Genomic DNA, 20,792 nt, shown 5'->3' on the forward strand with positions numbered 1-20,792 from the left:
TCAGACGGTGCGTTGGGTGGCGGCGGTGGCGAGGGCGCGAAGGATCTCGGCGGCGTGGGCGTCGAGCACGCCCGAGGACTTGGCCTCGTCGAGGGCGGTGAGGCCCTGGTCGGCGAGCTCGGTGATGGTCTTCTCGACCTGCTGCTCGGCGCCGGAGGAGGCGATGATCGTACGCAGCTCGGCGACCTGGTCCGCGGTGAGCGGCCGGCCGAGGGAGCGGTCCAGGAGGTCGGCGTCGGCCGAGGGCGAGGCCGTGAGCGCGAGGGCGACGAGGACGGTGCGCTTGCCCTCCACGAGGTCGTCGCCGGCGGGCTTGCCGGTGACCGAGGGGTCGCCGAAGACACCGAGGAGGTCGTCGCGGAGCTGGAAGGCCTCGCCGACCGGGAGGCCGTAGGCCGACAGCGCCTCGATCTGCTCCCGGGAGGCCCCGGCCAGGGCGGCACCGACGTGGAGGGGGCGCTCGACGGAGTACTTGGCCGCCTTGTAGCGCACCACCTTCATCGCCGCCTCGACGTCCGCGGCGCCGCGCGCCTGGACGGTGATGTCGAGGAACTGCCCGGCGATCACCTCGCTGCGGGTGTGGTCGAAGACCGACAGGGCGGCGGACGTCTCGGCACCCCCGAACCCCGAGGTACGCAGCAGCTCGTCCGACCAGGTCAGCAGCAGGTCTCCGAGGAGCACGGCAGCGGCATCGCCATAGGCACGGGACCGGCCCGGCCAGCCGGCGGCGGCGTGGTCGGCCTCGAACGCGCGGTGTGCGGCCGGTGCGCCGCGCCGGGTGTCGGAGTCGTCGATGACGTCGTCGTGGACGAGGGCCGAGGCCTGGAGCAGCTCGAGCGCCGCGGCCGCCCGGACGAGCGACTCCTCCTCGGCCGGCGAGGGGGAGGGGCGGACCGCGTGGAAGCCCCAGAGGCAGAACGCGGCCCGCAGCCGCTTGCCTCCGGACATCGACTCGCGGGCCCGGCGCAGCAGCGGTTCGACCTCGTCACCGAGCGGAGCCAGTCGCTGGGACTGCGTCTCGAGAAAGGTGTCCAGGGCCCTCTGGACGCGACTGCGGAATTCATCGGCGTCCCACGTTTCATTCACTCTCCGAGCCTAGGGCACTCACTACGATGGCCCGATGGTGACTGGACGTGGACGCTCCCTCGCGGAGCTGATCAACCAGGGCGAGCGCTCGTTCTCCTTCGAGTTCTTCCCGCCCAAGGACGAGGCCGGCGAGGAGCAGCTGTGGAACGCCGTGCGCGCCCTGGAGCCCTACCGTCCGACCTTCGTGAGCGTCACCTACGGTGCCGGCGGCTCCACCCGTGACAAGACCGTCGCCATCACCGGCCGGATCGCCGCGGAGACCGAGCTGCTGCCGGTCGCCCACCTGACCTGCGTCGGCCACACCCGCGAGGAGGTCGCCGAGATCCTGGACTCCTACGCGGCGAAGGGAGTCGCCCATGTGATGGCGCTGCGTGGCGACCCCGCCGAGGGGCCGCGCGCCGAGTGGACCCCGACCCCCGGTGGTCTCGACTACGCGATCGACGTGGTGAAGCTCGCCCGTGAGCGCGGCGACTTCCGCATCGGTGTCGCGGCCTTCCCGGAGGGCCACCCGAGTGCGGAGTCGCTCGAGGCCGACGCCGACGTGCTGGTCGCCAAGGCGAGGGCCGGTGCGGAGTTCGCGGTCACCCAGATGTTCTTCCGGGCGGCCGACTACTTCGGCCTCGTCGACCGGGTCCGTGCCCGCGGCGTCGACATCCCGATCCTGCCGGGGATCATGCCGATCCTGAACCTCGCCGCCATCCGCCGGCAGAGCGAGCTGATCGGCGCCGAGGTCCCCGAGGAGATCGTGGAGCGCCTCAGCGCCGCCGGTCCCGAGCCCGCCGCCATCCGTGCCGAGGGCATCGCGGTGGCCGCCGAGCTGTGCCAGGAGCTCCTCGACGGCGGCGCCCCCGGGCTGCACTTCTACACGCTCAACCGCTCCCGGGCGACGCTGGAGATCTTCGCCGAGCTCAACGTCACCGTCTAGGTCGCGCTCACTTCTCGGCAGGTCCGATCGACTGCGCGACCAGCGCGGAGGACAGCCCGGCGAATGGCAGCCCGGAGCCCGGCGTGGCGTGCGCGCCGGCGGCGTAGACGTTCGGGAGCGGGGTGCGCGGCCCGAGGCGCTGGAACACCGTGCCGCGCCCGGCCCACTTCACGCCCAGCGGGGACCCGCGCCAGCGGCGTACGAGCTCGGCGGCGCCCAGGTCGACACGGTGCACCACGTGCTCGCGCAGATCGACCTTGTGGCGCGCGAGCGCCAGCAGGACGTCCTCCATCAGCTTGCCGTAGGAGTGGATCGTCCAGGCGTGCTGCCCCTCGGGGGCGAGCCCGCGGGTGCGTACGACCAGGGTCGGCTCACCGTGGAGCACCAGCTCGTCGGGGAGGCCGAGGAGATGCTCGGGCAGCGAGGAGAGCCCGAGGTGGAACGTCATCGGCGGGATCGCCGGCAACGTGCGGTCCACCAGCGGCCGCAGGGCCGGCAGCGAGCGCGGGTCGAAGGCGACCACGACCGCGCCGTCGGCACCGAGGTCGATCTCCCCGGCCGTGGTCGCCACCGCGACCGCCCGCCCGTCGCGGACGACGATGTCCTCCACGCGGGTCGCGGTCTGCACCGAGACCCGGCGGGTGGCCATCCGGGCGGCGAGCACCTCGGCCACCACCCCCATCCCGCCCTCGACCCGCCAGGCGCCGAACCGCTGCTCGAGATAGGCGGTGAGCCCCGCCCAGGCAGGTACGTCACGCAGCTCCTGCCCCGCCGCGACGAACGGGTGCGCCGCGACCAGCCGGAGCCGCTCGTCCTTGAACGTCTTGCGCAGCCGCTTGTGGAGGGTCTCGCGCGACCGGAACCGCTCCGCGACCGCCGAGGGCAGCGCCGAGGGCTCCCACGGCACCTCGAAGTAGTGCTGGCGCAGCACCTCCCAGTCCTCGCTGAACCGGGCGACGTAGTCGGTCCACAGCCGGCCCATGCCCGGGCCGAGCTCGTCGAAGGCGGCCAGCTGGGCGCCCCGGGTGCCGCCGGGCACCGAGACCGCTGTCTTGTCGGCGAACCGGTGCTCGCGGACGACGTCCATCGGCACCAGCTCGAGCTCACGCTCCGCGGGCCGCCCGGACTTGCGGAACAGGTCCCGCATCACCGCGGGCAGCAGCGTCGAGGTCGCCGAGGCGTCCCAGGTGAACCCCTCCTCACGCACCGGCACCAGCGCGCCGCCGAGCTCGCCGGAGGCCTCGAGAAGGGTGACCGAGTGACCGAGCTTGGCCAGCCGCGCGGCGCTGGCCATCCCGGCGTACCCGCCCCCGAGGACGACGACGCGGGTCACGGGACCGGGTAGGGCAGGGTGTCGCCGCCGGAGGGCCCGTCCGGCGGCGGGGCGCCCCGTCTTCCTCGCCGGGTCAGCCTGCGCCAGCCTCCGCGAACGGTGCGGACGATGAGATACACCAGCACCAGCCCGGCCACCAGCAGGACCGCGGCGACACCGGCGGCGGCCAGCGGGTGCTGGGTCGCGAACCAGACCACACCGAGGACGAGCCCGTCCTCGGCCAGGCTGACCACCGAGTTGGAGACCGGCTCGGGGGAGGTGTTGACCGCCAGCCGCTCGCTGGCCTTGACCAGGTGGGACATCAGCGCCGAGGTGCCGCCCACGACGCCGGCGACGGCCGCGTTGAGCGAGTCGGCCTCACCGGCGAGCAGGACGCCGATCACGGCGCCGATCGTGGGCCGGATGACCGTCGAGATCGAGTCCCAGGTGGAGTCGATGTAGGGCACCTTGTCGGCGACGAACTCGATCGCGAACATCAACCCTGCGGCCGCCAGCACCGGCCAGGTGCCGAGCACGTCGGGGATCTCCTCGGCCCCCGTCGTACGCTGCACGACGCCGAGCACCAGCACGACCAGGTAGGCGTTGATGCCACTGGCCCACCCGCTGGAGAAGGTCAGCGCTAGAGATTCCATGGGGACATCTTGGCGTACGCCACCGACGACGCGGACCCGGCCCGAGACCGAGCGCACGCGATCCCGTATTTACCTCCGTTGTGTCCCGTACGGCAGAATGGGCTGATCAACGCAGAGTTCCCCCCACGTCGCAAGGAGACCGGATGACCATGACGACACCCGACGAGAACGAAGGTGTGGTCGTGAGCGAGGACCCGGAGGTCACCGTCGAGGTGGCAGCCCTGGCTGCCGAGCCCGTGCCGCGGGAGATGACCTGGGCGGTTCGGCTGATCGTCGGTCTGATCGCGTTCAGCGCCGTCGTGGTCGTGGTGATGGTGCTGCGTTCCGACGACCTGGTGCGCGCGTGGGCGGAGGGCAACGCCTCGGCCAAGCGCATCCTGGAGACCGAGGGGCTCGAGGCACTCATCAACCCGCCCAACGACAACCGGGTCAGCGCGCCGGCGTTCATCGCCCCGGCCATCACCCTGTTCGGCGTGATGGCCTGCATGCTGGGCGTGCTCACGGTCTTCCTCCGCAACGGCTTCGAGTGGGCCCGCATCGTGATCTCCTTCCTGGTGTTCATCTCCGCGGTGGCCAGCGTCGGCGGCATCCTGACCGGCCCGCCGGTGCTCATCAGCGTGCTCACCGCGATCGCGATCGTCATCGCGGCGGTGCTGCTGGTGGTCATGTGGCTGCCGGCCAACACCCGCTACATCCACCCGCCGCACCGCATCCGCGGCGCCGTCGCCGACGACTGAGCGACCGCAGCACCGATCGACACGCCCCGCCACCGAAACGTCTTGTGACTGTCGGTGGCGGGGTGTAGTTTGATCTTCGTGTTCGAACAAACGTTCGAACACCAGGCTCTGGCGGGCGTCGTCCTCGACCCCCGACGCCCGTCGGAGCCGTCCACTGCGGGGTCGACCTTGAGCGAGAAGGACGACCCGATGCATCTGCTGCCGGCGACGACGCACAGCTACCTCTTCCGCGCCACCGAGACCCTCGCGGAGGCCATCGTGGCCGACGACGTGCCGAGCAGGTACGCCATCGCCCACGTCGCCGCGCTCCAGGCCGCCGCCGCGCTGATCGCTGCCCGCACCGACCCCGTCGAGGCCGCCAGCCGCGCCGGACGCCGTCGCCCGTGGAACGCCTGGGTCCGCCTCAAGAAGGTCGCGCCCGAGCTCTCCGAGTGGGCCGACTACTTCGCCGCCGGCGCCGCCAAGCGCGCCGCCGCGGAGGCCGGCTCGATCCGGGCGGTCACCGCGGAGGAGGCCGACGAGCAGGTGCGTGACGCCGACCGGTTCCTCGCCGTCGTCGAGGAGTCGCTCGGGCTGATGGCCCACACCTCGCAGGCCACCCGACTCCGCCACGACCGCCTCGTGGGCTGATTCAGATGCCGTGGACACAGGGCCTACGCTTGGCCCCATGTCAGCTGGCTCCGCTTCCACCAGTCGTCGGGCAGGCGCCCGGACCGTCGCCGTCTGGGACGCGCTCGACCCGGTCCTGGCCGGAGGCCCGCTCGACGTCCTCGACATCGGCGGCGGCACCGGCACCTCAGCCGTACGCGTCGCCGGGCTCGGCCACCGGGTCACCGTCGTCGACCCCAGCCCCGACGCGCTGGCCGCGCTCGACCGTCGCGCCCGCGAGGCCGGCGTCTCCGTCGACGCCCGCCAGGGCGACCTGGCCGCCCTCTCCGAGGTGGCCGACCCCGGCGGCGCCGACGTGGCGCTGTGCCACGGCGTCCTCGAGGTCGTGCCCGACCCCGCGGCGGCGCTGGCAGGGATCCGCGAGGTGCTCCGTCCCGGCGGCACCCTCAGCCTGCTGGTCGCCCAGCGCACCGCTGCCGTCCTCTCCCGCGCTCTGGCCGGCCACTTCGCGCAGGCCGCCGAGCTCCTCGACGACACCGCTCCGCAGGGGCGCTCCGGTCGCCGCTTCGCCCTCGACGAGGTCACCGGCCTGCTCGAGTCGGCCGGCTTCGAGGTCGGGGACGTCCGTGGCGTACGCGTCTTCGTGGATCACGTTCCGGGGTCGCTGCTCGATGTCGACCCTGCGGCGACGTCGGCTCTGGTCGATCTCGAGCAGCGGGCTTCTACGCGGGCTGATTACTTGCCGTTCGCGACTCAGCTGCACTTGCTCGCTTCGCTTCGCTGAGGGCTCGCTTGTCCGCGTCCTGGGAGGGTCGGGGTGACCTCCTCCGCTGGCGCTCCGGAGGTCACCCCGATCCTCCATGTCGACATGGACGCCTTCTTCGTCTCGGTGGCGATCAGGCACCAGCCCGAGCTCTGGGACCAGCCGGTCGTCGTCGGGGGACATGCCAGGGGAGTGGTGACCTGCGCCAACTACCCGGCGCGCGCCTACGGGATCCGTGCCGCGATGCCCGGCTCGATGGCGAGACGGCTGTGTCCTCAGCTCGTCTCGGTCCGTCTCGACTTCGGTGAGGTCGCCGAGGTCTCCCACCAGGTCCGCGAGATCTTCCGCCGCGCCACCCCGCTGGTGGAGGTGGTCAGCGTCGACGAGGCGTTCCTCGACGTACGCGGGGCGACCAGGCTCTTCGGCAGCCCCGAGCGGATCGCCCACCGGATCCGGGGCCAGATCGCCGAGGAGCTGAGCATCACCTGCTCGGTCGGTGTCGCGCCGACCCCGAGCGTGGCCAAGGTCGGCAGCCGCAAGGCGAAGCCCGACGGCGTCGTGGTCGTCCGGCCCGAGGAGATCCCGGGCTTCCTCCATCCGCTCGACGTCGGTGAGCTCTACGGGGTCGGGCCGAGCACCCGGACCCGGCTGCGGCGGCTCGGCTTCGAGACGGTGGGTGACATCGCCCGCACGCCGGTGCCGACGCTCCACCAGATCCTCGGCCCACGCCTCGGCGGCCACCTGCACCGGCTCGCCACCGGCACCGACCGGCGCGAGCTGACGGGGCGGCTGGGCCCCGACCTCCCGGACCGGTCCACGGGCGCCCAGGAGACCTTCGGCCACGACCTGAGCGACCGCGAGGACATCGTCCGTGAGCTGCTGCGCCTCTCGGCCCGCGTCACCCGGCGGATGCGGCGGGCCGGCACGGTCGGGCGCACGATCGCGCTGACGGTCCGGTTCACCGACTTCAAGACCATCTCGCGCTCCCGCACGCTGCCCGACCCCACCGACGTCACCCAGGAGGTGCACGACACCGCGGTCCGTCTCTACGACGAGCTGGACCTGCGGGGCCGGGCTCTGCGCCTGGTCGGGGTCCGCGTCGAGCACCTGGTCGCCCGCGAGGGCACCGAGAGACAGCTGGTGCTCGGGGAGCGGGAGCGGGGCTGGTCCGAGGCCGACCGCGCCATCGACCTGGTCGCCGAACGCTTCGGATCCAGCCTCGTCCGCCGCGCCAGCCTGCTCGATCAGGGCCGGGGTTGACGCAACTGCCGGTTCCCTTGACACAATCGGACCAGGTTGTGCCATGTGGCAGAACGTCAAGGGGCAAGAATTTTCTGGGCTTACTACCGCCTTCAGGGTGGCCAGCCTAGACTTGGAGTACCCCAACAGGACATGGGAGGTACGGTGCCACTCTCGGAAGAGGAGCTTCGCCTGCTCGAGCAGATGGAGCGCGCGCTCTCGGCGGAGGACCCGAAGTTCGCCTCCGCCCTCCGAGGCACGGCCCTGCGCCGTGCCCAACGTCGACACGCGGTCATCGCGGGCATCGTGCTCGCCGGTGGAGTCGCGTTGCTGATGACCGGTGTGATCTCACGGATGTGGATCGTCGGGGTGGTCGGCTTCCTGGTGATGCTGGCTTCGACCTCCGTGCTGCTCACCGCTCTTCGTGGTGCTGCCGCGGTCGAGGAAGAGGACGGGGACCGCACTCCCCGCAGCTCGTTCTTCGACCGGGCCAGCGAGCGCTGGAAGCAGCGCCGCCGCGACAACGACCTCTGAGAGGTCCCGTCCCTAGGACGAGATCAGCTCCCGTTCGGACCGGGCAACCGGTCCGTCGGTGGCTGGTGCCGAGGGGCGGCGGAAGACCGATGCCGGCCACAGGCGTGCCCGGCGCCGGGCCCGCCTTTCGGCATGCTCCCTGAGCGCGGCCGAGACCAGGCGTACGTCCTCCGCGACCGCCGTGTCCTCGCGATGCTCCGCATAGCGGTTGCGCTCGACGGCGGTGACGATCCGCTGCAGCGCGAGCATCGGCTCGCGCCCCTGCAGATGCGGGGCCAGGCTGGTGGCCTCCTCCCGCGGTGAGCGGGTGCCGGACCAGGGCAGACCGAGGTCGATCGCGGTGTCACCCAGCTCGCGCCAGCCGGCCTCCGCGCCACCCCCGAGCCGCGTCGTACGCCGCCGGCGCCGGATCACGGCCGGCGCCGCCAGCGCGATCAGGCCGACGACGGTGATGATCCCCAGACCGGTCCAGATGGCGCCGGCGTCGGACTCCTCGGCGCCGGTGTCGGCGACCTCGGGCGTGTCGGGCTCCTCGCGCTGCGGGCGGTTGGGCACGGGCGCGATGCTCGTGCCGGCGCTCGGCACCGGAGCCTGCGGCTCGTTGCTGGCGTTGCTCAGCGCACCGGTGGTGTAGCCCGGCTCGCTGGTGTCGGCGGCCGCCGGGGTCGGCTCGAAGCGGATCCAGCCGATGTCCTCGAACCACAGCTCCGGCCAGGCGTGCAGGTCGCGGCCGCGGAACTGCCACACCCCGTCCTCGTCCTGGTCACCACCCAGGAAGCCGAAGGCGACCCGGGCCGGGATGCCGACCTCGCGGGCGAGCACGGCCATGGCCGTGGCGTACTGCTGGCAGTAGCCGACCTTGTTGTCGGTCAGGAAGTCCAGCAGGGCCGCGCTGTCGGTGCCGACGTCGCGCTCCAGGCTGTAGGTGAACTCGCCGCTGTGGCGGAACCAGTTCTGCAGAGCGACCGCCTTGGCGAACGGCCGGTCCTGGCCGGCGGTGCGCTCGAGGGCGATCTCCTCGATCCGGTCGGGGAGCAGCGGCAGGTCGGTCATGCCCGGCGGGGCGCCGACCCCGGGCTCGCCGGCGGCGAGGAGGCGCTCCTGGGACGGCTCGACGGGAGCGGCGGTCATCCGCCAGCTCTGTCCGGCGACGGTCTGGTCCCTGCCCTCGGTGGACATGAAGTCGAGGGTGTCCTCGTCATAGCGCCACGGCCCCCGGGCCGTGACCTCGAGGGGGTAGGTGAAGATCGGGAGCCAGGTCGACTGGAACTTCGCGCTCGCCCTGAGCTGGTAGGTCGTGGGTTCGCCCAGCAGGCTCGGGTCGGACATCGGCGGCTCGAAGGTGGCCACGCCGCTGTGGTCGGACGGCACGTCGCGGTTGCCGGAGGTCCACTCGGTGCCGGTGAACTTGGTCAGGACTCCGACCCGCAGATAGGACGGCGGCGTCTCGGTCTCGCCGTAGACGGGCGTCACCGACACCATCACCTGGTCGCTCTGGCGGCGAAGGTCGTCGTAGAGCCCGACGGTCGGGTTGATGACCCGCAAGGGGCCGTCGCCGTCGCCCGGGCCCAGGCCGGGAAGGGACACGTTCGGGCTGGGCAGCCATGCCGGGGTGAGCAGCGCGATCATGACCGCGGAGACGCCGATCACCGCCGGCCCGGCGGCGGGCACCACCGGGAGGTCCTCGTCGAGGCGCCGGCCCCAGCGGCCGAGCTGCTGGGCGCGGTCGAGGCGCAGCATCACCAGGAACGAGGTCGCGGTGAGGGCGAAGACGACCCAGGAGACTCCGCCGCCGCCACCGGCGCCGATGATGCTGAACGGCACCGTGAAGACGCCCAGCACCACGAGCCCCATCATCGGCGGCCGCCGCAGCGAGACGGCCAGGACGTCGGCCAGCAGCACCGCCGCGACACCGCCGGGGATGAGATAGGGCGCCACATCCTGCCCGGACATCGGCAGGTCGAACGGGTTGAACGCGACGTACGCCTCGGTCATCTCGGCCGCGACCCGGGCCCGGCCGCCGCCGGTGATCGGGAAGGGGTGCTGCACGACCAGGAGGCTGGTCGCGATCGTGCCGAGAAGCGTCTGCAGCAGGACCACGACCGAGCCGTGCACGCGCAGCAGCCGCGCGGAGACACCGGTGCCGACCACGAGCAGGCCGGCGACCAGGATCGGGCCGAGGTAGGGGAACCGGGCGTCCGTGAACGAGCCCCACGAGGAGAGTGCGAACAGGACGGTCGCGAAGCTGGCCAGGGGTACGGCCATCGCGGGCACGACGCCGCGGGCGTCTCGGGAGACCATCATCGCGCTGCCCCCGCTCCCGCCGCCGCGCCCCGGGTGCCGAGCTCACGCCAGCGGGTGGCCACCGAGTCGCCGACCCTGAGCTCGACCGCCTTCCAGCCGTGCTGGACGAGCAGCGGTACGCCGCTGGGCCGCTGTTGCTCGGGCGCCAGCTGCACCGCGCTCCAGCCGTCGACGGCGAGCGAGAAGGCGAGTGCGGCCCCGGTGTGGTGGCGCACCCGGCGCAGCACGCCGGCGTCCTCCTCGTCGAGGGAGCCGAGCACCGCCACGGTCACCCCGCCCTGTCCGGCCTCGCCGATCCAGGAGGCGTCGATGCGGTGGTGCGAGACGGTCTCGACCACGGCGAGCGCCTCCAGCAGGGCGGCCGCGTCGGCCTGGCCCTCGCGGTCGTGCCAGCCGGCGTCGAGCGCACCGCCGGCTGCCGATGCCGAGCCCGCGGCGATCCCGCTCCTGGCGGCGCCGGGGGTGGCGCCGCCCGAGGTCACCAGCCGCACCGAGTAGCCGGCCTCGACCAGGTGCACCGCGACCGAGGCGGCGACCACGACGGCATGCTCGAAGGAGGAGCCGGCACCCTGGCCGCGGTGGACCGAGCGGCGGTTGTCGAGGAAGACCGTGGCCCGGGCCTGCCAGGGCTGCTCCTCGCGGCGCACCATCAGTTCGCCGAGGCGGGCCGAGCTGCGCCAGTGCACCCGTCGCAGCTCGTCGCCGCGGCGGTATTCACGCACCGTGACGTCCTCCGCGCTGCCACCGAGGAACGCCCTCGGCCGGGAGTCGCCCGAGGCGGTGGCGTTGCCGGTCAGGTGCGTCGCGGGCAACGGGAGCACCCTGGGCGTGACCGTGAACGGGACCGTGGACTGGAAGGCGCGGTTGAGCTCGACCAGGCCGAACGGGTCGGCCACCGTCACGCGCATCGGGCCGATGTCGAAGCGGCCCCGGATCTCGGAGCGGATCTGGTAGCCGAGCTTGTGACGCCACCCGAACCCGATCCGGTCGACCACGAAGCGCGGACGCCCACCCAGGGCGTAGGGAACCGTCTCCTCCAGCAGCAGGGTCCCGGTGGGGATCCTGCCCTCGTTGGCGATGGTGAGCTCGACCTTGGCGGGCTGGCCGGCCTCGGTCAGGTGCGGCTCGATGTGGCGGACCAGCGCGAGCCGGTAGCGGCCCCAGGCGGCGACCACCGCAGTCACCAGCGGCAGCGCGACCAGCAGCATCCCGATCCGGGACAGCGTCGACTGGTCCAGCAGGATCCCGCAGATGATCGCGGTGATCCCGGCGGCCAGGAAAGCCCGGCCCCGGACGGTCAGTCCGGACAGTGCCTCGCGCATCGCGCCCCTCCTAGCAGTCGGCCCGAGGATCAGGTCTGTGGCACCGGCACGGTGGAGACGACGGCCTCGAGGATGTCGGAGACCGACCGGCCGTGCATCGCCGCGGAGGCGCTGGAGAGGAGACGGTGGGCAAGGACCGGACCGGTCAGCCTGCGTACGTCATCGGGGAGGACGAACTCGCGTCCGTGCAGTGCGGCATGAGCCTTGGCGGCCCGCAGCAGGTGGAGGCTCGCCCGCGGCGACGCGCCCAGGGCGAGCTCGTTGTTGGTGCGGGTCGCCGCGGTCAGGGCGACGGTGTAGCGGCGGACCGCCTCCGAGACGTAGACCTGGTTGACGACGCCGACGAGCTTGCGGATCTCCACGGCGTCGGTGACCGGGTCCAGGTCGTCGAGCGGGTTGCCCGCGCTGTGGTTGGCCAGCATCGCGACCTCGGAGCCGACCGGCGGATAGCCGACCGAGACCCGCGCCATGAACCGGTCGCGCTGCGCCTCGGGGAGGGCGTACGTCCCCTCCATCTCGATCGGGTTCTGGGTCGCGATCACCATGAACGGCGACTCCAGCTGGTAGGTCACGTTGTCGACGGTGACCTGGTGCTCCTCCATGCACTCCAGCAGCGCCGACTGGGTCTTGGGGGAGGCGCGGTTGATCTCGTCGCCGACCACGATGTTGGCGAAGATGCCACCCGGGCGGAACTCGAACTCCCGGGTGTTCTGGTTGAAGATCGACACCCCGGTGACATCGCTCGGGAGCAGGTCGGGCGTGAACTGGATGCGGCGCACCGAGCAGTCGATCGAGCGCGCCAGCGCCTTGGCGAGCTGGGTCTTGCCGACCCCGGGCACATCCTCGATCAGGAGGTGTCCCTCGGCGAGCAGCACGGTGAGCGTGGAGTCGACGACGTCGGTCTTTCCCTCGATCACCTTCTCGATGCTGTCGCGAATGCGGCCCGCGACCCGCACCAGTGTCTCGATCTCTGCCCCATTCGATGAGGCCTCCAACGGCGTCGTCACGTCGCGTCCTTCCGACTCACCCTGCTTATGGGAACACCGTACGGGGTAGCGCCTACGGGCGTCTGCGGCATTGACCCGACTGTGACCCGCAAGGGGTACGTCAGCGGCCTCCGCCGCATGCGACGCGGGGGAGCGGGCCGTGGTGGGAAATCACCTCGTGGGGGAGCAAGGTGGTTTGAATGTGGGGGATTGTGGGGTACGGTGGGGCAAAGTGGAGGAACGATCCACGTTGAGCAGACCGCGGGGGCGAGCACATGTTCTTCATGGGCACGTACACGCCGAAGCTCGACGAGAAGGGCCGGATCTTCCTCCCCGCAAAGTTCCGAGATCGACTGGCGGAGGGGGTTGTCGTGACGCAAGGTCAGGAGAACTGCCTCGTGGTGTGGCCCGAGGACGTCTTCATGCAGGAGGCTCAGCGGGCCCAGCAGACGCCGCTCACCTCTCGGGACGCACGTGACTACGCCCGTGTCCTCTTTGCGGGGGCCGAGCAGACGACACCCGACAAGCAGGGCCGGATCGGCATCCCGCCGCTCCTGCGCGACTACGCCGGGATCGTCAAGGACGTGGTCGTGATCGGTGTGATGGACCGGATCGAGATCTGGGACCCGGCCAAGTGGGCGGAGTACTCCGCGGGTGCACAGGCCAAGTTCGCAGACCTCGACGAGTCGACGGACTGATAAAGGGACAGATCGATAAAGCGACAAGCAGCGTGAGCTGATCAGAAGCAACACAAGTCAACAGCGGATCCGCAGGACGAGGTCTCAGTCCCGCTCCAATCCTCCAGCCATCCGGGGCACCTTCCCCGGCTCCGGACGGCACGTGGCGGTGACGGAGCGGGCATGAGACCTGGCTCTGCGGATCCGTGGCGTTGTCAGCCCGTGGCTCTGCCAGAGGCGGGGGAGAACACACACCAGACGAAGCCGTGCGATGGGGGTCGAGGCGGTGACGAACCAGAAGCACGTGCCGGTGATGCTCGACCGCATCGTCGACCTGCTCGCGCCCGCGCTCGCCGATGGTGGCGTGCTCGTCGACTGCACGACCGGTCACGGCGGTCACACCGAGGCCGTCCTCGAGCGGATCCCCGGATCGCGCGTGATCGGCATCGACCGTGACACCTATGCCCTCGGCATCGCCGGGGAGCGGCTGGCCCGCTTCGGCGACCGGTGGACAGGCGTCCACGCGGTCTACGACGAGATCCTCGACGTCGTCGCCGGGCAGGGCCTGGACGAGGTCCAGGCGGTGCTCTTCGACCTCGGCGTCTCCTCGATGCAGCTCGACCAGCGCGAGCGCGGCTTCGCCTACGCGGAGGACGCACCGCTCGACATGCGGATGGACGCCACCCAGGGTCAGACCGCGGCGGACGTCCTCAACACCTACTCCGCGGCGGACCTGACCCGGATCCTGCGGGACTACGGCGAGGAGAAGTTCGCCAAGAAGATCGCCTACGCCATCGTCAACCGACGCGAGAAGGTGCCGTTCACGACGAGCGGGCCGCTGGTGGAGCTCCTCTACGCCGAGATCCCCGCACCTGCCCGTCGCACCGGCGGACATCCGGCCAAGCGCACCTTCCAGGCGCTGCGGATGGAGGTCAACGACGAGCTCGGGGCGCTACGTCAGGCACTGCCGGACTCGCTGGAGGCCGTCGGTCTCGGTGGCCGGGTGGTGGTCGAGTCCTACCACTCGCTCGAGGACCGGCTCACCAAGCGGGCCTTCGCCGAGGCGACCAAGCTGGACGTACCTCCCGACATGCCGGTGGTGCCGCCGGAGGCCGAGCCGTCCTTCCGCCTGCTCACCCGTGGTGCCGAGCAGGCCAACGCCGAGGAGATCGAGGAGAACCCGCGCGCCGCCTCGGTGCGACTGCGCGCGGTGGAGCGCACCAAGCCCCGAACCAACCGTCCCAAGACCACTGGAGCAACCAGATGAGCATCGCCGCCGCGCCACAGGCGCCCGGGCGCAGCCCGGACCGGGCCACCGAGACCCAGACCCGGCTCACCGCCGTCCCGGCGCCGCTGCCTGCCCCGATGGCCCCGCGGCTGCCGTTCGTCGTGCTCGTCTCCATGCTGCTCGTCGGTGGCGTCGTGGGTCTGCTCGTCTTCAACACCTCCATGCAGCAGTCGGCCTTCCAGGAGCAGCGGCTCCAGGAGCAGGCGACCACGCTGGCCGCCCGCGAGCAGGCGCTCGACGGGGAGCTGAAGAAGATGGAGGACCCGCACAAGATCGCCGCCAAGGCGAAGGATCTCGGCATGGTCATCCCGCAGAACGCGGCCATGCTGCGGGTCCCCGAGGCGAAGGTCGAGGGCGAGGCGGCTCCGGCCGACCGTTCCGCGACGCCGCCGCTGCACCCGAAGGTCGCCAAGCCCTACAGCGTGCTGGTCGCCGAGCAGAAGGCGGCCGAGGCCGCCGCCGCGAAGAAGAAGGCCGAGCTCGCCGAGAAGAAGCGTGCTCAGGAAGAGGCGGAGAAGCAGGCGGCCGAGGAGCAGCAGCGTACGTCCTCGGGCGAGGCTCGGTAGGGGAGCGCGATGGCCCAGCGACAGGTCAAGCGGCAGGTCCCCCGGCCGGCGCGACGCCCTGTTGCGCGGTCCACGCCGAAGGCGACGCAGCGACGCGGGCCGGTGCACATCCGGCTCCGCGTCGGCTTCATCCTGGTGGCGATGGTGCTCTCGGTCTTCGGGGGCCGGCTGGTGCAGCTGCAGGGCATCGACCCGCACTCGTACGCCGCGATGGCGGCCGCCGAGAACGTCGTCGATGTCGTGCTGCCCGCCGAGCGCGGCGAGATCCTCGACCGTGACGGCGAGGCGTTGGCCGACTCCTCCGACGGGCTGATGGTGCTGGCCGACCCGAAGCAGACCAAGAAGGACGCCCCGGCGATCGCCGCATTCCTGGCCAAGGAGCTCGGGGTCGACTACGCCTCGGCGCTGGCCAAGCTCCGCAAGGACGGCAGCCGGTTCCAGTACATCAAGCGTCAGGTGCCCGCGACCCAGGCGACCGCCGCGGTGGAGAAGGCGAAGAAGGAGGGCTACCAGGGGCTGTGGACCAGCCGCGACCCGCTGCGCAACTACCCCAACGGCGACGTGGCGGCCAACCTGGTCGGCTTCCTCGGCAACGACGGCCCGCTGGCGGGTCTCGAGGCCGCCTTCGACAAGCACCTGGCCGGCAAGGATGGTCATGCCGAGTACGACGCGACCAGCCCGGTCAGTGGCACCCGGATGCCGCTGGGCACCAACAACCGCGTCGACCCCGTCGACGGCAACGACCTGACCCTCACCATCGACCGCGACCTGCAGTACTACGTGCAGCAGACCCTGATGGACGCCGTGCAGAAGTCGCGTGCGGAGTCGGGGATGGCGGTGGTCATGGACACCCAGACCGGTGAGATCCTGAGCCTGGCTGACTACCCGACCTTCGATGCCCGGGACCCGGCGGCCTCGCCGAAGTCGCTGCGCGGGAGCAACGCGCTCTCCAACGTCTACGAGCCCGGCTCGGTGCAGAAGGTGCTCACCGTCGCCGGCCTCCTCGACCAGGGGCTCGTCTCGCCCTCGACCCGGCTCAAGGTGCCTGGTTCCTACCGCTCAGGCGACGCCGACATCCACGACTGGTACGAGCACGGCATGGAGAAGCTCACCCTGGCCGGGGTGATCTCGAAGTCCTCCAACATCGGCACCGTCATGGCCGCGGACAAGTACGCCGACGGCCAGCTGCGCGACTACCTGGCCGCCTTCGGCCAGGGCCGGCGCACCGGCCTCGGTCTCGACACCGAGTCGGCCGGTCTGCTCGCCTCGCCGGAGACCTGGAACCCGGCCGACGAGGACCGCATCGACTTCGGCCAGTCGATCTCGGTCAACGCCGTGCAGATGACCGCGGCGCTCAACACGATCGCCAACGGCGGCGTACGCATCGACCCCAGCCTGATCGCCGGGAGCGCCACCAACAACTCCGGCGCCGAGGTCGGCACCGACACGGCGCAGCGCACCCGCGTGGTCTCCGAGGAGGCCGCCGCCCAGACGGGGGAGATGATGGAGCGGGTCATCAACGACCCGGTCAACGGCACCGCACCGCAGGCTGCCGTCGAGGGCTACCGCGTCTCCGGCAAGACCGGCACCGCGCAGCGGGTCAACTCCGAGTGCAAGTGCTACGACGGCACCACCACCGTCTCCTTCGGCGGTTTCGCCCCCACCGACGACCCGCGGTTCACGGTCTACGTGGCCATCCACAACCCGGGCAACGGCGGCGGCGGTGGCACCGTCACCGGCCCCGTCTTCTCCCAGATCATGTCCTTCGCCCTGCGCCGCTACGGCGTCCCGCCGACCGGCACCGAGCCGTCGAAGATGCCCACTGGTTGGTGAGCCCGCGGGGTAACACGGTGTTCGCACGGGTAGCAGCGGGCTACAGCACGCTGCTACCCGTGCTGACGCCGTGTTACCGCGGCTGGCGATGCATAACATAGGTATGTTATGTTTTACCTGTGAGTATGGCTTCCGGACGTGATCTCTCGCTCGCCCTCGAGAAGGTGGTGCGACTGGTGCGCGAGGTGTCGACCGCGGGCGACATCTCGCCGACCGCGGCGACGGTGCTCGGTGTGCTGGCCCGGACCGGGACGCAGCGGGTCACCGACCTGGCCAGGATCGCCGGAGTGTCCCAGCCCGCGATGACGCAGCTGGTCAACCGGCTCACCCAGCAGGAGATGCTCGCTCGGGTCGCCGATGACGCCGACCGGCGGGCGGTCCTGGTCGAGATCACCGACGCCGGGCGAGAGGTCCTCGAGACCAGGCGCGGGCAGCGAGCCGGTGTGCTCGACGCCGCCCTGGCCCGGGTCTCCGCGGAGGACCGTGCCGCCATCGCGGCGGCGCTGCCGGCCCTGGACCGGCTCGTCGACGCCGTGCTCGATTCCTGACGCGCCGGCCTGCCGGCGACGCGTACCACATCCATGTCTGAGAAGAGGCAAGAAGTATGAGCTCCCACCCAGGGGCAGCTGCCGCAAGTCCGTTCAAGCAACCACGCGCCGTGTGGGCGGTCGCGTTCGCCTGCGTGGTGTCGTTCATGGGCATCGGGCTCGTCGACCCGATCCTGCCGGTGCTCGCCGAGGAGCTGGCGGCGACGCCCGCGCAGGTGTCCCTGCTGTTCACCAGCTATCTCGTGGTCACCGCCGTGGCGATGATCGGCGTCGGCTGGGTCTCCAGCCGGATCGGCGCGAAGTGGACGCTGATCCTCGGCCTGGTGCTGATCGTCGTGTTCGCCGGACTGGCCGGGACCGTCGACGGGGTCGACGGCATCGTCGGCTTCCGGGCCGGCTGGGGCCTGGGCAACGCGCTGTTCATCTCCACCAGCCTCGCCGTCATCGTCGGCTCGGCGACCGGTGGGTTCGCGGGAGCGATCATCCTCTACGAGACCGCGCTCGGCCTCGGCATCGCGGTCGGCCCGCTCCTGGGCGGCGTCCTCGGTGGCATCTCGTGGCGGGGCCCGTTCTTCGGTGTCTCCGCGCTGATGGCGATCGCGCTGGTCGCCACCCTGGTCTTCCTGCCGCCGACGCCCAAGCCGGAGAAGAAGGTCACCCTGCTCGCCCCGCTCGCCGCGCTGCGCCACCGCGGGCTGCTGACCATGGGCATCATGGCGCTGCTCTACAACTGGGGCTTCTTCACCCTGCTCGGCTACGCGCCCTACCCGATGGGGCTGCACGACCCGCTGCAGCTCGGCTGGGTCTTCTTCGCCTGGGGCATCCTGGTCGCCGTCTTCGCGGTGTGGGGCGCGCCGTGGGCGCAGCGCCGCTTCGGCACCGCGCCGACCCTCTACGTCAACCTGCTCGGTCTCGGCATCCTGCTCGCCGTCATCGGCCTGGGCGTCTCCTCGCCGACCGTGGTCATCGTGGCGGTGATCCTCTCCGGCATCTTCGTCGGCCTCAACAACACGCTGACCACCCAGGCGGTCATGCTGGTCTCGCCGGTGGAGCGGCCGATCGCTTCGTCGGCCTACGGGTTCGTACGCTTCATCGGCGGTGGCCTCGCGCCGTTCGCGGCGGGCAAGATCGCCGAGGCGACCGACCAGTCGGTGGCCTTCTACGTCGGCGCCGCCGCGTTCCTGATCGCGATCCCCGTCCTGGCCAGCGGCCACAAGCTGATCACCGCCGCCGAGTCCGGTGAGACCGCCGAGCCGGTCGCGCCGACGCTCGAGCCCGTCGGGCCGGTCCGCGGTGAGGGCCGGCCGGTGCTGGTCGCCGTCGGCGCCACCCTCGACGCGGACGCGGTCGTCGACCGGGCCGCCGAGATCGCCGCCGCCGAGGGCGCGCCGCTGGAGGTGGTCCACGTCCGCGAGACCGAGGTCGTCGAGGAGCTGGCGATCGACGCGGAGGAGCCGGAGACGGCCGCCGCGACCGTCCGCGCCCACCTGGACCGTCTCGCCGCCCGCGGGGTGACCGCGACCGGCCTGGTGCTGCACAGCGTCGGCGACCACGCCAGCGCCGGGGTGGAGCTGGCCAGGTACGCCACCGAGGCCCGGGTCCGCACGATCGCGCTCGGCTCCTCGCCCCGCGGCCGTGCCGCGCAGCTCGCCGACGGTTCGATCACCTCCGCGGTCGTGCGGAACGCCGGCGTACCCGTCGTGCTCGTCGTTCCCGGCCAGGAGCCGCACGAGCTCAGTGCCGCGGCGCTCACCCAGCTGCGCCACGCCTGAGGTCGGCCCGGCGGGACCTGGTCCCGCCGGGCGGATAACCTTCGGCAGGTGAGCAGTGCGTACGAGACGGCGGATCCCCAGAGCCCGACCCGCCCGCGAGTGACCGAGCCGGTGAGGCTGGCCGACCTGGCCGGCGAGTTCGGCCTGGAGGTGCGCGGCGAGGCCCGGGTCACCGGGGTCACGCTGAGCTCCCAACGGGTGCTGCCCGGTGACCTCTACGCCGCGCTCCCCGGCAGCCGGGCGCACGGCGCCGGCTACGCCGCGGGGGCCGTCGAGGCTGGAGCGGTCGCCGTGCTCACCGACGCGGCCGGTGCCGCCCAGCTGGAGGCCCAGGGTCTCGCCGAGGTGCCGGTGCTGCTCGTCGAGCAGCCGCGCAAGGTGCTCGGCGCGCTCTCGGCACGCGTCTACGGCAACCCGTCGGGCAGGCTGCGGCTGATCGGGGTGACCGGCACCCAGGGCAAGACGACGACCACCCGGCTGGCCGAGAGCGCGCTGCTCGACGCCGGCCACCGGGCCGGCGTCATCGGCACCGTCGGCACCCGGATCGGTGGGCGCGACGTCAAGACGCCGCTGACCACGCCCGAGGCTCCCGACCTGCACGGTCTCTTCGCCCGGATGGTCGAGGAGGGGACCGAGGCGTGCGCCATGGAGGTCTCCTCCCACGCCCTGGTGATGGGCCGCGTCGACGGCGTCGTCTTCGACGTCGCCGTCTTCCTCAACCTGGGCCGCGACCACCTCGACTTCCACGAGACGGTGGAGGACTACTACGCCGCGAAGGCCGACCTGTTCACTCCGGAGCGGGCGATGTCGGGCATCGTCAACATCGACGACGAGCACGGCCGCCGACTCGCCGCCGAGGCGACCATCCCGATCCTCACCTACGCCCTGCACGACGACGCCGCCGACTGGCGCGCCACCGACGTGGAGCTGCGCCCCGACGGCTCCAGCTTCACCGTCCACGGCCCCGACGGGCTCTCGTTCCCGGCCGCCAGCCCCTTGGCCGGCGACTACAACGTCAGCAACACCCTGGCGGCCCTGGCGAGCATCCACCACGCCTACCAGACTGCGCACGATGCCTCGGGCTCCGCTTCGGCAGACGTCGTACGCAGTGTCGCCACCGCCCTCGCGAAGGGCTCGGGCGTCCCGGGACGCCTCGAGCGGATCGACGAGGGCCAGCCGTTCACCGTCGTGGTCGACTACGCCCACAAGCCGGACGCGGTCGAGGCCGCGCTCGGCACGCTCCGTCCGCTGACCGAGTCCCGGCTGATCGTGGTGATCGGTGCCGGGGGGGACCGCGACACCGGCAAGCGGCCGATCATGGGGGAGATCAGCGCGCGTCTGGCCGACCACGTGATCGTCACCGACGACAACCCTCGCACCGAGGACCCGGCGAGCATCCGGCGACAGGTGCTGGAGGGCACGACCGGCGGGAGCGCGGACGTCGAGGAGATCGGTGACAGGCGGGCCGCGATCGTCCGCGCGATCAGCCTCGCCGAGCCCGGCGATATCGTCGTCGTCGCAGGTAAGGGGCATGAGACGGGCCAGGAGATCAACGGCGTCACGCACCCGTTCGACGACCGCGAGGTCGTGCGCGCGGCGTTGGCGGAACAGTGATCGATGCGCTGATACGGCGGGGTG

19 protein-coding genes are annotated in these 20,792 nt (G+C 71.7%); 13 read left to right on the forward strand and 6 right to left on the reverse strand.

The annotated features are described in order from the left end of the window. Positions 1–1,086, reverse strand: a complete 1,086-nt coding sequence (locus ACZ6WN_RS28680) for a polyprenyl synthetase family protein (protein ID WP_465869636.1) — start codon at positions 1,084–1,086, stop codon at positions 1–3. 34 nt (positions 1,087–1,120) lie between these two features. Between ACZ6WN_RS28680 and metF the strand changes: the two genes are divergently transcribed. Then, a complete protein-coding gene (gene metF, locus ACZ6WN_RS28685; protein ID WP_465869638.1) occupies positions 1,121–2,011 on the forward strand; it encodes a methylenetetrahydrofolate reductase [NAD(P)H] in 891 nt (296 codons plus the stop codon). Between the two features lie 7 nt (positions 2,012–2,018). Here metF and ACZ6WN_RS28690 read toward each other — a convergent pair whose 3' ends face one another. Beyond that, positions 2,019–3,344, reverse strand: coding sequence for a phytoene desaturase family protein (locus tag ACZ6WN_RS28690; protein ID WP_465869639.1), 1,326 nt, complete (start codon positions 3,342–3,344; stop codon positions 2,019–2,021). Next, the gene (locus ACZ6WN_RS28695) at positions 3,341–3,976 is read right to left on the reverse strand and encodes a DUF4126 domain-containing protein (protein ID WP_465869641.1); all 636 of its coding nucleotides are present in this window, start codon (positions 3,974–3,976) and stop codon (positions 3,341–3,343) included. Before ACZ6WN_RS28695 ends, ACZ6WN_RS28690 begins: the two co-directional genes overlap by 4 nt. Before the next feature lie 143 nt (positions 3,977–4,119). Between ACZ6WN_RS28695 and ACZ6WN_RS28700 the strand changes: the two genes are divergently transcribed. The 5 genes from ACZ6WN_RS28700 (at position 4,120) to ACZ6WN_RS28720 (ending at position 7,858) form a co-directional block, all read left to right on the forward strand. Beyond that, positions 4,120–4,713: a hypothetical protein gene (locus ACZ6WN_RS28700; protein WP_465869643.1), complete on the forward strand. Its 594-nt coding sequence runs from the start codon at positions 4,120–4,122 to the stop codon at positions 4,711–4,713. Positions 4,714–4,881: 168 nt separating this feature from the next. After that, positions 4,882–5,343: an SAV_6107 family HEPN domain-containing protein gene (locus ACZ6WN_RS28705; protein WP_465869644.1), complete on the forward strand. Its 462-nt coding sequence runs from the start codon at positions 4,882–4,884 to the stop codon at positions 5,341–5,343. A 37-nt stretch (positions 5,344–5,380) separates the two neighbouring features. Continuing rightward, positions 5,381–6,106, forward strand: coding sequence for a methyltransferase domain-containing protein (locus ACZ6WN_RS28710; protein ID WP_465869646.1), 726 nt, complete (start codon positions 5,381–5,383; stop codon positions 6,104–6,106). A gap of 33 nt (positions 6,107–6,139) precedes the next feature. Then, positions 6,140–7,345, forward strand: coding sequence for a DNA polymerase IV (gene dinB / locus ACZ6WN_RS28715; protein ID WP_465869648.1), 1,206 nt, complete (start codon positions 6,140–6,142; stop codon positions 7,343–7,345). Positions 7,346–7,489: 144 nt separating this feature from the next. Further along, positions 7,490–7,858 (forward strand): DUF3040 domain-containing protein, encoded by a 369-nt coding sequence (locus tag ACZ6WN_RS28720; protein ID WP_465869649.1) that lies wholly within the window; start codon positions 7,490–7,492, stop codon positions 7,856–7,858. 12 nt (positions 7,859–7,870) lie between these two features. Here ACZ6WN_RS28720 and ACZ6WN_RS28725 read toward each other — a convergent pair whose 3' ends face one another. Genes ACZ6WN_RS28725 through ACZ6WN_RS28735 form a run of 3 tightly spaced genes read right to left on the reverse strand, consistent with a single transcriptional unit; the run spans position 7,871 to position 12,479 of the window. Then, positions 7,871–10,162 (reverse strand): transglutaminase TgpA family protein, encoded by a 2,292-nt coding sequence (locus tag ACZ6WN_RS28725; RefSeq protein WP_465869651.1) that lies wholly within the window; start codon positions 10,160–10,162, stop codon positions 7,871–7,873. Next, entirely contained in the window at positions 10,159–11,484 is a 1,326-nt protein-coding gene (locus ACZ6WN_RS28730; protein WP_465869652.1) for a DUF58 domain-containing protein, read from the reverse strand. The genes ACZ6WN_RS28725 and ACZ6WN_RS28730 overlap by 4 nt, the downstream gene beginning before the upstream one ends. Positions 11,485–11,513: 29 nt before the next feature. Next, positions 11,514–12,479: an AAA family ATPase gene (locus ACZ6WN_RS28735; RefSeq protein ID WP_465869756.1), complete on the reverse strand. Its 966-nt coding sequence runs from the start codon at positions 12,477–12,479 to the stop codon at positions 11,514–11,516. 275 nt (positions 12,480–12,754) lie between these two features. On the opposite strand from ACZ6WN_RS28735, the gene mraZ reads away from it, so the two are divergent. The 7 genes from mraZ to ACZ6WN_RS28770 all read left to right on the forward strand — a co-directional run bounded on the left by mraZ (position 12,755) and on the right by ACZ6WN_RS28770 (position 20,768). Then, positions 12,755–13,168 carry a division/cell wall cluster transcriptional repressor MraZ gene (gene mraZ, locus ACZ6WN_RS28740; protein WP_231380332.1) on the forward strand — a complete coding sequence of 138 codons (414 nt, stop codon included), beginning with the start codon at positions 12,755–12,757 and terminating at the stop codon, positions 13,166–13,168. Positions 13,169–13,418: 250 nt separating this feature from the next. Continuing rightward, positions 13,419–14,414 carry a 16S rRNA (cytosine(1402)-N(4))-methyltransferase RsmH gene (gene rsmH / locus ACZ6WN_RS28745; protein WP_465869653.1) on the forward strand — a complete coding sequence of 332 codons (996 nt, stop codon included), beginning with the start codon at positions 13,419–13,421 and terminating at the stop codon, positions 14,412–14,414. After that, complete coding sequence (ftsL, locus tag ACZ6WN_RS28750; protein ID WP_465869654.1) at positions 14,411–15,001, forward strand: cell division protein FtsL; 591 nt, start codon at positions 14,411–14,413, stop codon at positions 14,999–15,001. The genes rsmH and ftsL overlap by 4 nt, the downstream gene beginning before the upstream one ends. A gap of 9 nt (positions 15,002–15,010) precedes the next feature. Then, the gene (locus tag ACZ6WN_RS28755; protein WP_465869655.1) at positions 15,011–16,834 is read left to right on the forward strand and encodes a peptidoglycan D,D-transpeptidase FtsI family protein; all 1,824 of its coding nucleotides are present in this window, start codon (positions 15,011–15,013) and stop codon (positions 16,832–16,834) included. Between the two features lie 125 nt (positions 16,835–16,959). Then, entirely contained in the window at positions 16,960–17,382 is a 423-nt protein-coding gene (locus ACZ6WN_RS28760) for a MarR family winged helix-turn-helix transcriptional regulator (protein ID WP_465869656.1), read from the forward strand. A 56-nt stretch (positions 17,383–17,438) separates the two neighbouring features. Next, complete coding sequence (locus tag ACZ6WN_RS28765) at positions 17,439–19,154, forward strand: MFS transporter (protein ID WP_465869657.1); 1,716 nt, start codon at positions 17,439–17,441, stop codon at positions 19,152–19,154. Between the two features lie 48 nt (positions 19,155–19,202). Then, positions 19,203–20,768, forward strand: a complete 1,566-nt coding sequence (locus tag ACZ6WN_RS28770) for a UDP-N-acetylmuramoyl-L-alanyl-D-glutamate--2,6-diaminopimelate ligase (RefSeq protein WP_465869658.1) — start codon at positions 19,203–19,205, stop codon at positions 20,766–20,768. The last annotated feature ends 24 nt before the right edge of the window (positions 20,769–20,792 follow it).

This window comes from Nocardioides sp. NPDC054178 (assembly GCF_055585005.1).